Annotated in this window: 14 protein-coding genes; 4 read left to right on the top strand and 10 right to left on the bottom strand. The window is 68.4% G+C overall.

The window, feature by feature from the left end:
• Position 1: 1 nt before the first annotated feature.
• The gene (gene lhgO, locus D8670_RS19030) at positions 2 to 1,204 is read right to left on the bottom strand and encodes an L-2-hydroxyglutarate oxidase (protein ID WP_121819688.1); all 1,203 of its coding nucleotides are present in this window, start codon (positions 1,202 to 1,204) and stop codon (positions 2 to 4) included.
• A 155-nt stretch (positions 1,205 to 1,359) separates the two neighbouring features.
• Between lhgO and D8670_RS19025 the strand changes: the two genes are divergently transcribed.
• Complete coding sequence (locus tag D8670_RS19025) at positions 1,360 to 1,608, top strand: BolA family protein (protein WP_121819687.1); 249 nt, start codon at positions 1,360 to 1,362, stop codon at positions 1,606 to 1,608.
• A 44-nt stretch (positions 1,609 to 1,652) separates the two neighbouring features.
• Here the strand turns inward: D8670_RS19025 and D8670_RS19020 are convergent, their stop codons facing one another.
• Positions 1,653 to 2,684, bottom strand: a complete 1,032-nt coding sequence (locus D8670_RS19020) for a glycerophosphodiester phosphodiesterase (protein WP_121819686.1) — start codon at positions 2,682 to 2,684, stop codon at positions 1,653 to 1,655.
• A 302-nt stretch (positions 2,685 to 2,986) separates the two neighbouring features.
• Between D8670_RS19020 and D8670_RS21410 the strand changes: the two genes are divergently transcribed.
• Complete coding sequence (locus D8670_RS21410) at positions 2,987 to 3,211, top strand: hypothetical protein (RefSeq protein ID WP_193569440.1); 225 nt, start codon at positions 2,987 to 2,989, stop codon at positions 3,209 to 3,211.
• A gap of 424 nt (positions 3,212 to 3,635) precedes the next feature.
• On the opposite strand, the gene D8670_RS19010 is transcribed toward D8670_RS21410, so the two are convergent.
• From D8670_RS19010 to D8670_RS18995, 5 genes are all read right to left on the bottom strand, one after another.
• Positions 3,636 to 5,246 (bottom strand): sodium:solute symporter family transporter, encoded by a 1,611-nt coding sequence (locus D8670_RS19010; protein WP_121819685.1) that lies wholly within the window; start codon positions 5,244 to 5,246, stop codon positions 3,636 to 3,638.
• Positions 5,246 to 6,022, bottom strand: a complete 777-nt coding sequence (locus D8670_RS19005) for a TenA family protein (protein ID WP_375137283.1) — start codon at positions 6,020 to 6,022, stop codon at positions 5,246 to 5,248. Before D8670_RS19005 ends, D8670_RS19010 begins: the two co-directional genes overlap by 1 nt.
• Positions 6,019 to 6,684, bottom strand: a complete 666-nt coding sequence (tenA, locus tag D8670_RS19000) for a thiaminase II (protein WP_121819683.1) — start codon at positions 6,682 to 6,684, stop codon at positions 6,019 to 6,021. Before tenA ends, D8670_RS19005 begins: the two co-directional genes overlap by 4 nt.
• Positions 6,685 to 6,890: 206 nt before the next feature.
• Positions 6,891 to 7,046, bottom strand: a complete 156-nt coding sequence (locus D8670_RS21190; protein WP_162994370.1) for a hypothetical protein — start codon at positions 7,044 to 7,046, stop codon at positions 6,891 to 6,893.
• Complete coding sequence (locus D8670_RS18995; RefSeq protein ID WP_121819682.1) at positions 7,033 to 7,254, bottom strand: helix-turn-helix domain-containing protein; 222 nt, start codon at positions 7,252 to 7,254, stop codon at positions 7,033 to 7,035. The genes D8670_RS21190 and D8670_RS18995 overlap by 14 nt, the downstream gene beginning before the upstream one ends.
• Before the next feature lie 227 nt (positions 7,255 to 7,481).
• Here D8670_RS18995 and D8670_RS18990 point away from each other — a divergent pair, with 227 nt between their 5' ends.
• Entirely contained in the window at positions 7,482 to 7,841 is a 360-nt protein-coding gene (locus D8670_RS18990; RefSeq protein ID WP_121819681.1) for a DUF7344 domain-containing protein, read from the top strand.
• Positions 7,842 to 8,118: 277 nt separating this feature from the next.
• Here the strand turns inward: D8670_RS18990 and D8670_RS18985 are convergent, their stop codons facing one another.
• Positions 8,119 to 8,577, bottom strand: a complete 459-nt coding sequence (locus tag D8670_RS18985) for a phosphopantetheine adenylyltransferase (RefSeq protein WP_121819680.1) — start codon at positions 8,575 to 8,577, stop codon at positions 8,119 to 8,121.
• Positions 8,578 to 8,711: 134 nt separating this feature from the next.
• On the opposite strand from D8670_RS18985, the gene D8670_RS18980 reads away from it, so the two are divergent.
• Positions 8,712 to 9,467 carry an SIR2 family NAD-dependent protein deacylase gene (locus D8670_RS18980; RefSeq protein WP_121819679.1) on the top strand — a complete coding sequence of 252 codons (756 nt, stop codon included), beginning with the start codon at positions 8,712 to 8,714 and terminating at the stop codon, positions 9,465 to 9,467.
• Positions 9,468 to 9,539: 72 nt separating this feature from the next.
• Here the strand turns inward: D8670_RS18980 and D8670_RS18975 are convergent, their stop codons facing one another.
• The gene (locus D8670_RS18975) at positions 9,540 to 11,213 is read right to left on the bottom strand and encodes an acetate--CoA ligase (protein ID WP_121819678.1); all 1,674 of its coding nucleotides are present in this window, start codon (positions 11,211 to 11,213) and stop codon (positions 9,540 to 9,542) included.
• A 185-nt stretch (positions 11,214 to 11,398) separates the two neighbouring features.
• The gene (locus D8670_RS21405) at positions 11,399 to 13,153 is read right to left on the bottom strand and encodes a cupredoxin domain-containing protein (protein WP_205254117.1); all 1,755 of its coding nucleotides are present in this window, start codon (positions 13,151 to 13,153) and stop codon (positions 11,399 to 11,401) included.
• Positions 13,154 to 13,556: the final 403 nt, after the last annotated feature.

Raw genomic sequence — 13,556 nt, 5'->3', positions numbered from 1 at the left:
CCTACGCCTTCGCCTCGATCGTCTCGGCGATCCGCTGACCGACGGGGAGGGAGGAGGTCAGCCCCGGCGAGACCGCGTTGAGGACGTGGACCGCGCCCTCGGTCTCGACGAACAGCGGGTCGTCGACGAGTTCCCCGTCGTCGCTGACGAGTTGCGCGCGTATCCCCGCGTAGCTTCTCGTCAGGTCGTCCGCGCGGACCTCCGGCACCAGCCGCCGGGACGCCGCCGCGAACTTCGGCTTCCGGTAGGACTTGTTCAGTTCGGACCACGCGACCGAGAGCATCGTCCGGGAGGCGAGGAGCTTGCGGAACCCCTCGTAGCGGAGCGTCTCCAGCAGGTCTCTGGGGTCGACCTGCGTGTTCTCGTACGCCTCGCGGCCGAACGCGAGTACGGCGCTCGGGCCGACGATCACCTTCCCGTCGGTCCGGCGCGTGTAGTGGACGCCGAGGAAGGGAAGCTCCGGGTCGGGCGTCGGGTAGATCATCGTTCGACAGAGGTGCGCTCGTTCGGGCGCGAGCTCGTAGTACTCGCCCCGGAACGGGACGACCTGATACCCCTCGCCCACGCCGAGCTGGTGGGCGAGCGTGTCGGCGTGCAGCCCCGCGGCGTTCACGAGGCACGCGGCCTCTATCTCGCCGTTCGAGGTCGCTATCCGGTACCCCGACCCCGAGCGACGGATCTCGGTGACTTCGTGCCCCGTGTACAGCGAGGCGCCCGCGCGCTGGACGTCCCGCGCCAGCGCGTAGACGTACTGCTGGGAGTCCACGGAGGCGGCCTCGGGCGCGTAGAGCGCGGCCTGCCCGACGGCGTGGGGCTCGTGCTCCCGGATCTCGTCCCGCGACCGCAGTAGCTCGTACTCCACGCCGTTCGCCTCGGCTCTCGACGCGAGCACGTCGAGGTGGGCCTCCTCGCGGTCGGTCTGGGCCACGACGAGCACGCCGAGCTCCTCGCACGGGACCCCGCGGTCGTCGCAGTACTCCTTCATCCGCCGGGTCCCCTCCGTCGCGAACCGCGCCTTCTTCGACCCCGGCGGGTAGTTGAACCCGGGGTGGAGCACGCCGGAGTTCCGGCCGCTCTGGTGCTGCGCGAGGTGGTGCTCCTTCTCGAGGACCGCCGCGTCCAGGTCGGTCCCCTCGGCGACGTGCTTGGCGACGGACAGCCCGACGCACCCTCCCCCGACGACCGCGACGTCGTGGCGCATCATCGTCGTTCGCCGGGGGTTCGTGGACCACGTCCTTATACCGTTCCCTCCGCCCCCTGACCTCGGGCCGACTGCGTGACCCTCACCGGAACCGCGGACCGCACCGCCGTCGCGCCGAGAGGGGCAACGTTTTTTCGCTCGGCCGCGTCGGACCGCGTATGGACGCAAGCGAAGTCGCGGACCTCATCGAAGCGAACCTCCCCGACGCGGAGGCGGAGGTAACGCACCCCCGCGGACACGACGACGAGGACCACCTCGCCGCGTTCGTCGTCTCGCCCGCTTTCGAGGGGAAGTCGCTCGTCGAGCAGCACGAACTCGTCTACGACGCCCTCGGCGATCACATGACCACCGACATCCACGCGCTCGAACTGAAGACGTACGCGCCCGACGAGGCTCCCGAACGGTAGCGCGTGGGCGGGGGCGCTTCGACCGCCCAGCGCTCACCGATGCGCTACTGTACGAACCCCAGCAGCCCCGGGTAGTCCGCGATGATGCCGTCGACGCCGGCGGCCGCCAGCTGCTCGGCCTCGTACCACGTCTGGACGGTGAACGCGTTCACGTCGCGGCCCTCGTCGTGGGCGACCGAGAGCAGGTCGATGTCCTCCCACATCACGGTGTCCGTGTACACCGGGTCGGCGAAGAACGGCGTCCCCTCGATCATGTTGTACGGCGGGTGGATCGCCTCGGCGTCGTACTCCCGGGCGATCGCGAGGCCGTCCTCGATGCCGTTCCACAGCAGCGGCGCGACCGGGATACCGGACCGCTCCCGGACGGTCGCGATGGCCGCCTCGTAGAACGAGGAGACGAGGATATCGTTCTCGTAGTCCTCGACGACCGCGAGGACGCCCTCCGTGAACGGCCGCCAGACGTCCTTCTGTGCTTCGAGGGCGTCCCCCGAGAGCTTGGCGTCGAACTCCAGGTCGAACGAGCCGGGGTTCTTGAACTCGACGTTGACGCCGACGCTGGGCGGGATGGCGTCCATCACCTCGGTCAGGAGCGGGACGGTCTCGCCGCTTTCGAGGACCTCCGCGCTCGTGACCACGTCGGTCGGCTCCTCCCACACGACCCCGGAGGCGTCGGTGAGTCCACGCTCCCCGCCGTCGCGCTCGGCGAGGCGGTCGTCGTGGAACACGACCACGTCGCCGTCGGCGGTCGGTACGACGTCGATCTCGATCATGTCCGCCGGCTGCCGCGCCACGCTGTCCGCGTCGCCCTCCGCGGACGAGGCTTCCACCGCGCCGACCGTGTTCTCCGGATACAGCCCTGCGTACCCGCGATGGGCGATAACCGCGGGATCTCCCCCACCGCCCTCGCTGCGGTCGTCGGTGCCGCCGTCGGTCGCGACCGCGTCGGCGGTCCCGGTCCCGATCGCGGACCCGGCGGCCGCCGCGCTCGCGCCGGCGACGAACGTGCGTCTGCTCACGGCCGTTCCGCCCGGCGCGTCCGTAGACCTGTCCCCGTCGCCCCCGTCTGGTTCTGACATGGCGGTAGATGTTGCATCGACCGAGGACAAAAGATTAACTTATATACTATGCGTAATTCTCGGGGGTACTGCACAGTCTCGGTTCCGCTCCCGATCGGTGGGGAACGATACAGGTCGCACGGTAGAATCGGGTCGGTCCGCCCCGCGGGCGAGAACTGGAGATAGCGGCCCTACTCTCGCCTCTCCGCAGGAGGTGGTGGAGAACGTCGACTGGCTCACGGTAGACGTCCACTACGCCGCGGCGCATCACTACCACCCCGAGCGCGCCGTTCTCCGACTTCTCGCCGTTCCGCGAGTACGTCGTGGGGCCGCTCCACGCGGGCACTGTCAGTCCGAACGATCTCGACGACACGTTCGGCCCCGAGGTCCTCTCCGAGGCGTCACCGCCCGAGGCCAAGGCGAACCGCCCGCCGAGCGAGAGGGTGCAGTTCTCGGGACGGGTCGCCGTAGCCGCCGGGGGTGAGACGGTGACGGGGCGGTCACGACGGCGCGACGGGTCCGTCCTCCACACCGAGAAGCGACCCTGAGGAGTACGGACGAACCGCGTGACGCCGCGGCGGCGTCAGCCGGGCGTCACCGCTGTACGCGGTCGACGGTGTGGCCGTCGCACTCTGGGCAGTCCGCGTGGTCCGTTTCGAACGTCCGACCACAGTCCACACAGAAGCAACCGGGCAGGTCGGTGGTTTCAGTGCCGGACACGAGCCTTCGGAACACGGATGACAGCATTGTACCGGCTATAATTCATCGATACTACAAATTACAATAAAAAATCACCGGCGATTGACTCCTTTCAGCCACGTGATCCCCGACGACGCGTGCACACGAGGGGTCGGCGAACCGGGCGTCGGAGTCAGCCGGCGTCTCGGGCGACGACAACGGCCTCGTAGAGGAAGACGAGGAAGACGCCTCCGATGGCGCCCCAGAGGACGACCGCGAACGCCGCTTCGCCGATCATGCGTCGTCAGTCACCTCCCCTGCGGGGGATCCGTCGGTCGGCGTCTCGCTACCGACGTCCGGCCCGCCGTCCGTCGCCGTTTTGCCGTCGGTCGCGCGGTCGTCCAGCCGTCGGACGTCGCGGGAGAGGCGGTCGAGGTCCGTCGGCTCTCCGGGCAGGCGCGCGAACGCGACCGCGAGCCCGGTCGAGACGAGGAACGCGCCGCCGAACGCGGAGAGATAGAGGGGATCGGGCGCCGGGAGCGCCGGACCGAGGAGCGGGACCGACTCAAGCGTCCCGCGGAGGCCGAACGGTAGTGGGAAGTAGGCGACGCCGACCGCGAGCCCGCCGACGCAGCTGGCGAGCGCGCCGAGGCCGGTGATGCGCCGGGAGTAGAGCCCGTAGACCAGCGGGAACGCGACGGCGGTCCCGAGCAGGTCGGCGAGGAAGAACAGGCGGAGGACGCTCCGGGCCCGCAGGCTGACGTAGACCGCGGCGAGCGCCACAACGCCCGTGAACGCCCGCGCGCCGAGGACGAGCGTCCGGTCGTCTGGGTCGTCGAGGACGCGGGGGAGGTCGGCGGTGACGAGACTCGACAGCGCGTTGAACAGGGAGTCGGCGGAGCTCATCACCAGCAGGAGCGCCAGCAGGACGACGCCGAGCGCGATCCAGTCGGGGAAGGCGGTCTCCAGCAGGACGAAGAAGGCGACGTCCGCGTTGAACGCCTCGCTGCCGACGTCGGTGACGATGACGGCGTTCCCGGCGGCGACGACGCCGAACAGCGCCGCGAGGAAGACGATCAGCGCGTTGGCGACCGACGCCGCGCGGAAGCCGCGCTCCACCGTTTCGCCGTCCTTCCCAGCGTAGATGCGCTGCCACCACGTCTGGTTGATCAGTTCGGCGCCGGTGATGGCGAACGCGAGCGCGACGCCGAACTGCAGGCCCGCCGCGAAGCCGGGGTCGAGCAGGGCGGGGTTCGCGTTCGCGACGCCCTCGTGGACCGCGCCCGCGCCGCCGAGAGCGAACACGGCCCCGGCGAACACGACGACGAGCAGCGGCAGGACGAGCAGCGCCTGCACCGTGTCCGTGAGCATGCTCGCGCGCAGGCCGCCGTACCCGGTGTAGAGGAGGACGAATCCGCCGACGAGGACGGCGGTCTGCCACTGGGGAACGTCTGCGACCAGCGCCAGCGCGCGGGCGATGCCGGTCAGCTCCGCGGCGAGGAAGACGAACATGTACAGCGCGCTCACCGCGAGGACGAAGGCGTACATCGACGTCCCGTAGCGGGCGTGAGCGTACTCCGTCAGCGAGTGCCCGTCCGGCAGGAGGTCGCGGACGCGCGGTCCCACCTTCGAGTACGCGAGCATCGGGACGGCCTCGCCGACGGCGTAGCCCAGGACCGCGGCGATGCCGAAACTCGCCCCCGCCTCCGGCGCGCTCAGGAGGATCCAGACGCCCATCACCGACGCCACGAGCGTCGCGGTCATGCGCCCCTCGCCGGCGGAGTCCCGGGCGGTGATGAGGTCCTCGACGGTCCCCACGCAACCGCGGGAGTGCCAGACGCCGAGCGCGGTGAAGGCGACGAGCGTGACCACCGTCAGGCCGAGCGCGACCGCGGTCGAGACCATCACCGACCACCCTGCCCAGGGGCGCCCGGTCCGTCGCCGGTGACGGCCGGTTCGCGGACACCGTCGGGGTCGTACGCGGCGTCGAAGAAGGCGACCTCCAGGTCGACGGTCCGTCGGAAGAGCCGTTCGATCCGCCGCCTTCGCCGGGGTGAGGCCACCGCGCCCTCGCGGTCGAGCTCGCGGCGCAGGAGGTCGACGACCGACTCGAACCCCGGGCCAGCGTGGAGGTCGACCCACTCCGCGAGGTAGAACCGGTCGGGCCTGCCGTCGGCGTCGCTCGCCCACTCCAGGTACGCCCACTCCGCCGGTACGAGCACGGCGAGGGTCTCGGCGTAGCCGCCCTCCCGCGCCGCCCGGCCGAGCAGGTCCTCGAACGCTCGGGTCGTCTCCGTCAGGTCGGGGTCCGTGCGGTCCGCTTCCGGGACGCCGAGCGCGTCGAACGACCGCTCGAAGTAGTCGTTCTCGTCGGCGGTGAGCGTGCCGAGGAAGTCGACGAGGCGGGACTTCGCCGCCATCTCCGGGGCCTCTCCGACGGCGTGGCCGAAGACGCCGACGAGCGTCTCCACGAAGGCGTAGTCCTGCACGAGATACCGTCGGAAGGCGTCGTCAGCAAGGTCGTCGCGGACCAGTTCGCGTGCGAAGCGGTGCTCTGTCGCTCCGGTCCACGCCGGCTCGGTTCGCTCGCGGAGCCAGTCGGTGAAGCGGGGGTCCTCGCGGTCGGCCGCGTACTCGTCGAACGACGCGGGCACCGGTTCGGTCGCCGCGTCGGCGCTCACACCGACCACCCCTCCTGCCGCCACGCGGCGTCCCAGAACCGGTACTCGTACCGCGCCGACGTCCGGAACAGGTCGCGGTAGCGCTCTCGGTCGCGCTCGGACGCCCCCGCAGCAACGTCGTCCATCAGGTCCTTGCACCACGCCGTGAGCTCGGTGAACTCGTCGCCGGAGTACATCTCGATCCACTCGGCGTACCGCTGGTGGTCGGGGGTCCCCCGCTCGGCCAGGCGCTTCCCGGTGACGTTGAACCCCCACATGCACGGCAGGAGCGCGGCGACGAGGTCGCCGAACGTTCCCTCGGCCGCCGTGCGAACGAGGAAGTCCGTGTACGCCCGCGTGGTCGGCGACGGCTCCGTCGCCTCCAGTTCGGCCTCGGAGATGTCGAACCCCGCGGCGTACTCCCGGTGGAGGTCCATCTCCGCGTTGATGGTCGAGTCGAGCAGTTCGGCGAACGTCCCCATGCGCTCCAGGTCGGGAGCGCTCGCCGCGCCGTGGGCGAACACCCGCGAGTACTCGATCAGGTAGACGTAGTCCTGGCGCACCCAGTACCTGAACGGCTCCTCGTCGAGCGTCCCCTCGCCCAGTCGCCGGACCATCGGGTGGTCGAGTATCGACTCCCAGATCGGATCCCCGATCTCGCGCAGGTCGTCGGTGAAGCTCATGGGGGTTAGTCGTCACTCGATCCTAATATAACTTGGTAGTATTATGCGGTTATCGGTCGCTTGCGCTTTCCGGGTCCTGCCGTCCCGGGTAGAGAAGAGGGTACGGAACCACCCGACGAGGTCGAGCGAAGGACGAGAGGGGTCGGGGCTCGAACTTGCGCCTTGTGTTCGCTACTCGATGGTCACTCCCGTCGCTCCTCTCGGTCTTACCGCCGACCCACCGCCGCGGTCGCCTTGCCGCGGTCTATCGTCGACTCGACCCTTCCGGCGATCGCGGTGGGGACGCCGTCCCGAAGATACAGGTCGACGCGCCGTTCCGTCCCGCGGTGCGCGACCGAGCCGGCACCGTCAGCTGCAGGCATACCCGTTCTCCGTCCGACGGACGTGCCCGCTCGATTCGAGCGAATCGAGGACGCCGAGCGCCGCGAGTTTCGATACGCCAAGCGTCTCCCGGAGCTCGGTGGCCGTGGCCTCCCCGGCGACCTGGAGGTACAGATAGACGAGTTTCGCTCGGGGCGATTCTACGTCGTTCGGAAGCGAGACGTGCGACGCGGTGGTCGTTGCGGACATCCTTCGGTCGACGGTTCGCCGCCCGGTGACTTTGTTATAGCATCTGTGAATCGTCAACCGAAATCCGGGTTCAGATTTAATACTGAAGCCAATATCCGGATTACTCTGTCGGATCCGTACTACTATAGGGGGCTAAATATCCGTAAACGCTCATTCGTAGTGAAAAAGTTTTTATCGGTCTCCTCCGATGGTACCGGTAAGCGTTTCCGACAAACGCTTCCAGAGACATGCCCCTAGGATCGGCGACCACCACAGCCTCGCTCCCGCTCGACGACGTCCTCGACTGCCTCAGCAACGAACGCCGCCGCCTCACGATCGAGATAATCCACGACACCGATGGTCCTCTCTCGCTCTCCGAGGTCGCCGAGCGCGTCGCGGCCCGTCAGTACGGCGTCGAGAGGGCGGCGCTGACGAGCGACCAGCGCAAGTGCGTGTACACGGGCCTCTATCAGGCCCACATGAGCAAGCTGACCGAGGTCGACGCGGTCGCGTTCGACGACCGCGAGAAGACCATCTCGCCGGCGGAGAACACGCCGGCGCTGGCGCGGACGATCAGTCGGCTCCGGTCGCAGTTCGACGCCGGCTGACCGCGGCGGCGGATTTCGACGCGCTGGGAAGCTTCGAGATATCGTCGAGTGGTCCTATCGTCGCTCTACGAACTGGAAATCGGCTCCGTCACACTCCGGACACGAGTCCCATCGCTTCGGTCGCGGGGTCGAAGCACTCTCGGATAGGAGCGTGAAGCCGCACTCTATACATTCGATATAATCGCCCACGTGTCCTACCAACTCGCCGCCACAGATGTATACACTGCCTAGACAGTTTGGTCGTCTGGTGGTTCGGCCGGGGCGGCGTCGCGTCTGTTCACTCGGCGTTGCCGTGCTCGTCTATCTCGCCGCGAACGATACGCGTCGAGGAGATCGGGTCGCCGTCGTCGGCGAGGACGTGCGGGACGACGATCTGGGTCAGCGGATTCATCCCGTTTTCCTCGCGGCGGCGGTTGATCGACGCGACCGCCTCGTCGGTCTCGGGCGAGACGACGATCGCGTCGAGCGTCGGGTCGGTCGCGGCGAACCCGCGCTCGTCGTCGATCCGCCGGATCTCGACGTCTCGGTCCCACTCGTCGAGCCGGTCGAACTCCGCGCGCACGCGCTCCCGCCGCTCCTCGAACGGCGGCACTTCGCGCTCGCGCGACGAGCGGGCGAGCGCGTCGCTGGTGAGACCCACCACGACGCCCTCGTCGCCGCGTTCCAGCGCCTCGGTGAACAGCGCGCGGTGCCCGTCGTGGATCGGTCCGAACGTCCCGGCGACGACGACTCGCATGGGGGAGGTTCGAGACGCAGCGGTTTAGCGGTACGGGCAGCAGATCGGGAGCGCTGCCCACCGCTCCCCCGATCCTCTCGACTCGGTGTCAAGCGGCGAGACGGTTTTAGCGTCCCGTCCCGTAGCGCGCCCGAATGAGCGATCCTCGGCTGCGAAAGGGCGCTCGCCTGGTCCGCGACGCCGACGAGGTGGTCCTGCACGTCGGGCCGGAGCTGCTCGCCGGGACCGACGTTCCGGCGGACGAACTGGCGGCGTCGCTCTGGGGCGACCCCGACGGCTCGTTCACGATGGCGCGGTTCGAGGAGCACCCCGAACGCGTCTGGGACGACTGGCTCGATTTCTGGGACGACGCGGCCGCGGGCCCGGCGAGCGCCGACCCGCGACCGGTCCACGAGCGCGTCGCCGAACTGGTCGCGGACGGTCACGTCTCGTCGGTCCTCACCGAGAACGTCTTCGGCCAGCTTCGGGCCGCCGGCGTGCCCGAGGAGGACAGCATCGAGTTCCACGGCCGGGCCGACCTCGCCCGCTGCGAGTACTGCGAGCGGACGTTCGACGTGGCGCCGGAGCGGACAACCGGTCATCGCCGGTGTCACGCGTGCGGCGGGACGCTGGGTCCCGGCGTCGTGCTCGCGGGCGAGCCGCCGGCGCGACACGACCGACTGGCCGCCTACGCCCGCGCCGAGAAGTGCGACGTCTACGTCGCCGCGGGGACGCGGCTCTCGGTCGATCCGACCGCTGAGAACGCCGAGCACGCGGTCGAGTCGGGGGCCGGCCTCCTCGTGATCGGCGAACGGCCCACGCCGATGGACGGGGCCGCCGACTACCGCATCCGAGAGGACCCCGCCAGCGCGCTGGCGCGGTTGCGCGACGCGGTAGCGATCCTGCAATGAACCGCGTCGGTCGCGCCGAGGCCCCCGACGGGGTTCGGCCGTCAGGGAGGACCGGTGACGATCCGGACGCGCCTAACTGGTCGGGTCCTCGGTCCGGTCGCGCAGTTCCGTCCGCCGGATCTTCCCGGTGACGGTCTTGGGGAGCTCCTCGACGAACTCGATCTCCCGGGGGTACTCGTGGGCCGCGAGGTCCTCCTTGACGTGGGTCTGGATCTCCTCGACGAGCGACTCCGAGGGCTCGTAGTCCTCGGTGAGGGTGACGTACGCCTTCACGATGGTCCCCCGCTGCTCGTCGGGCTTCGGGACGACCGCGCCCTCGGCGACCGCCGGGTGTTCGCCCAGCGAGGACTCCACCTCGAAGGGGCCGATCCGGTAGCCGGAGGAGATGATCACGTCGTCGGCCCGGCCCTCGAACCAGAAGTAGCCGTCCTCGTCCGTGTGCGCGAGGTCGCCCGAGAGGTACCACTCGCCGTCCGGCCCGTCGACGAAGCAGTCCGCGGTCTTGTCCGGCTTCTGCCAGTATTCGGCGAAGAAGCAGGGGTAGTCGCCGCGCTGGGCGATCTCGCCGGTCTCGCCCGGCGGCAGGCGCTCGCCGGCGTCGGGATCGACCACGGCGGCCTCGATGCCGGGGAGCGGCTTCCCCATCGACCCCGGTTTGACCTCCATCGAGGGGTAGTTGTTGATGATCATGTTGCCCGTCTCCGTCTGTCCGTAGGTGTCGTGGATGGTCACGCCGAGGGTGTCCTCGCCCCACTCAACGACGCCGGCGCTGAGGGGCTCGCCGATCGAGAGCGCGTGCCGGAGGTCGAGCGACGCGTCCGACAGCACCTCGTCGTCGGTCCGGAGCATGCGGTACGCGGTCGGCACCGAGAACAGCACCGTGATCGGGTACTCGTCGAGGAGGTCGGCCCACGTCTCGGAGTCGAACTCGCCCTCGTAGGTAAAAAGCGACGCGCCCCAGAACCACGCCCCGAGGGTGTTGATCGCTCCGGTGAGCCAGCCGAGGTCGCCGGTCGACCAGTAGAGGTCGCCCTCCTGCAGGTCGACGGCGTACTTCTGGGTGGCCGCGACGCCGGCGACCCACCGCTGTTTGTGCAACACGCCCTTCGCGGGACCGGTCGTTCCCGAGGTGTAGTACAGGAGCGCGTCGTCCTCGCCGCCGGTCTCGGCGGCGTCGTACTCGCGGTCCGCGGCGTCGACGACGCCGTGGTAGCTCAGATCGCCCGGCCGGACTCCGGTGCCATCGTCGCTGACCACGATCACGTGTTCGACGGACGGAGCGTCTTCGAGCGCCTCCCCGACGGTGTCGCGGTTCTCCGGCGTGGTGACGACGACCTTCGCGTCGCAGTCGTCCAGGCGATAGGCGATGCCGTCCGGTCCGAACCGCTCGTTGACTGACCCCCACACCGCGCCGCGCTTGAGCGTCCCGATCATGGCGACGTAGTGCTCCGGGACCCGCGGCATGTAGGAGAACACCCTGTCGCCCTCGTCGATCAGGTCGTCGAGGACGTTCGCGAACCGGTTCGACCGCTCAGACAGCTCCCAGAACGTGACGGTCTCGCGCTCCCCGTCGGTTCCGTGGTAGTACAGCGCGACCTTCGACCGGTCCTCGGCGTGGCGGTCGACCGTCTCGTGGGCGACGTTCAGTCGTTCCGGCGCGTCCCAGTCGGCCGCGTCGTACAGGTCGTCCCAGGAGAAGCTCCCCCGTGCGTCCTCGTAATCTTGTAGGTTGTGTTCGGAGACCATTTCGAAGCCACTTACCACGAGGATACACATAAATTTTGAACCGAAAATAGCGTTTTTATAGTAGGGGGGTCCTCACCGATAATACTGCTTAGTTACACTGGCTGGTGAAACTGAACAGTAATACTAATCACTATCGGCTGATCGCAGTCGTCTCGGCCGCGCCAGAGGATAACGTCGCCAATAGTTTATTCCCCCGACACGACCTCCCCTTCCACCCTGGCGTCCAACTCGGGCACGGTCGCGACGAACCGCATACCGGGAACGTAGCGGGAGAAGTCGACGGTCGCGGCCCACGTGCCGTCCTCTTCGACCGTGGTCTGTACCGCTTCCCGGAGATGGATCTCTTGAGTGCTTGCCACCATCACCGTGAGAGGCGTTCCGGGTGCGACCGACGCCGTCCCGGTGAGTTCCGTTTCCGACGGCGGCACCGTCAGCGCGTCCCCGTCGATGTCGAAGGAGACGCTCCGTTCGACGACGGTGAACGACGTCGAAACGCTCTCGCTCTCGCCGTCGGGCACGTACGGGTTGGCGTCCGTGATGGTGAACATCGTCTCGTAGACCGCGCCGATTTGGAGTGAGTCCGTATCCGCGACGACGAAGAAGCGATCGTTCTCGGCGTCCGTGACGACGCTGACCTCCTCCAGCGGGATCGTGTCGCGGCGGTTGGGTACGTCGGTCCGTACGATGTTCAGCTCGTATCCCAGCGATTCGTCGTCGAACGCCGAGATATCGTCGAGCGTGGCGTACAGTCCCGACGCCTCGACTTCGACTACCGCCCAGTCGCCCGTCGCGACCTCTTCGCGCCGAGTGACGTGGTCGGGGAAGTCGTCCGATGACGAGGGACTCGACCCGTCCGGTGCCACCCCCGGGGTCGCATCCACCGTCTCGCGGGGCTGCAGCAGCAACGCGCCGTAGGCCGTTAACTCCCCCTCGACGTACGCCTCGAGCGGGTAGGCAGTTGGATCAAGGGGTGACGGAAGTTCCGGGGTCGCATGCTCGTAGTTTCGGATCCGATCCCCCTCGTTCACCGCCCTGATCCCGGACTCGTCCCCTCGCCCAGCGACGAAGGAATCGAATGCTATCTTCACCACGCCGTCGGCCTCGACGGCGTCGCCGTCGTCCTGTCCGCTATCGCTACCGTCCTGTTGTCCGTCGCTGCTGTCTTGTTGTCCGTCGCTTCCCGCCTGTTCTTCGTCGCCGCCGTCCCCTGCTCCGTCGCCGCTCGCGGCGTCTTCACCGCCTTGGCCGTCTCCGTCCTCCTCGGCGGCGACGCCGTCGATGGCGGTGAATCCGACCTTGTAGTTCAGTTCCTGTGACCCGATGACCACGTCGCACCGGTCGTAATCGCCGAGGGAGACGGCGATCGTCGCCACGTCTCCCTGGTGTTCCTCGACCACGTCCGGATCGAACGTCGGTCGTTCCAGTTCCTCCTCTTCCTCGTCGGTTTCCCCTTCGGACGTTTCTACGGCGGATTCTGCCGTCGTTTCGGCTTCTACCGCGACGTCGCCGTGCATCGTGTTCGGATGCACCTCGCAGTAGTACTCCGCCATCTCCTCGCTCGCCGTGAACTCGACGGTCTGGGTCGTGCCCTGTTCGCTGATGATCTCGCTCCGGACGAGTTCGGAGCCCTCGCCGTCCACGATAACGACGTTGTGCGGCGCTCCGTCGACGTTCTCCCAGACGAGCTCGTACGTCTCGCCGGCGGTCAGCGTCAGCGTCGGGTTCGTCTCGCCCTCGATGTCGGCGGGCGCTCTGCCGACCCACCCGGGCGTTTCGCCGCCGAGCTCGATCCGAGCGCTCTCCTGGTCGGTCGATCGGTGGACGCCGGCGAACATCGCGTAGGGGCCGCCGACGGCGGCGACTGAGAGTACCGTGCGGCGCGTCGCCGCCGCGGCGCGTCGTTCTGTGCCCTCGTCGGTTGTTTCGTCCTTGTGGTCCATGGTCCTCCTTGAGCCTTCCCGGACGGCCGCGACGATGCGGTATACCGCCCGGAACGCCAAGTCCCGACCATGCGCTTTCTCGGGGACTGGAATAAGTGTCATAGACCGTTTACTGCCACGGATCGGTTACGATCGTATTATCGAGCGGACGCGGAGGCCCGATTCCGCTTCGTAAGCACTCCTCGGCCCGGTATCTCCGAAGAGAGCCCAGGCGCCCCACCGGTAACGCGTCGGGTATTTCTCCCGTAGCGACGCAGCCGCCGGGAAATCGGGAGCGTCCTCCCCGTTGTCGGTCCCGCTCCTGTCCAGGTCGCGACTAGCGGGCGACCGGCGGTGGTTACTACGATCAACCGCGGCGAGCTGGCGATCATGGGCGCTCGGGGAGCAGTTCCCCACCAGGGGT

The sequence above is a fragment of the Halostella limicola genome, assembly GCF_003675875.1.
Classification (GTDB): domain Archaea; phylum Halobacteriota; class Halobacteria; order Halobacteriales; family Natronoarchaeaceae; genus Halostella; species Halostella limicola.
The sequence above is the reverse complement of the archived record's forward strand: the minus strand, read 5'-3'. Positions and strand labels throughout refer to the sequence as shown.

Coding starts and splice junctions, on each gene's coding strand:
- lhgO (WP_121819688.1), bottom strand. CDS start 1,204: ATGATGCGCCACGACGTCGCGGTCGTCGGGGGAGGGTGCGTCGGGCTG.
- D8670_RS19025 (WP_121819687.1), top strand. CDS start 1,360: ATGGACGCAAGCGAAGTCGCGGACCTCATCGAAGCGAACCTCCCCGAC.
- D8670_RS19020 (WP_121819686.1), bottom strand. CDS start 2,684: ATGTCAGAACCAGACGGGGGCGACGGGGACAGGTCTACGGACGCGCCG.
- D8670_RS19010 (WP_121819685.1), bottom strand. CDS start 5,246: ATGGTCTCGACCGCGGTCGCGCTCGGCCTGACGGTGGTCACGCTCGTC.
- tenA (WP_121819683.1), bottom strand. CDS start 6,684: ATGAGCTTCACCGACGACCTGCGCGAGATCGGGGATCCGATCTGGGAG.
- D8670_RS21190 (WP_162994370.1), bottom strand. CDS start 7,046: ATGCCTGCAGCTGACGGTGCCGGCTCGGTCGCGCACCGCGGGACGGAA.
- D8670_RS18995 (WP_121819682.1), bottom strand. CDS start 7,254: ATGTCCGCAACGACCACCGCGTCGCACGTCTCGCTTCCGAACGACGTA.
- D8670_RS18990 (WP_121819681.1), top strand. CDS start 7,482: ATGCCCCTAGGATCGGCGACCACCACAGCCTCGCTCCCGCTCGACGAC.
- D8670_RS18985 (WP_121819680.1), bottom strand. CDS start 8,577: ATGCGAGTCGTCGTCGCCGGGACGTTCGGACCGATCCACGACGGGCAC.
- D8670_RS18980 (WP_121819679.1), top strand. CDS start 8,712: ATGAGCGATCCTCGGCTGCGAAAGGGCGCTCGCCTGGTCCGCGACGCC.
- D8670_RS18975 (WP_121819678.1), bottom strand. CDS start 11,213: ATGGTCTCCGAACACAACCTACAAGATTACGAGGACGCACGGGGGAGC.
- D8670_RS21405 (WP_205254117.1), bottom strand. CDS start 13,153: ATGGACCACAAGGACGAAACAACCGACGAGGGCACAGAACGACGCGCC.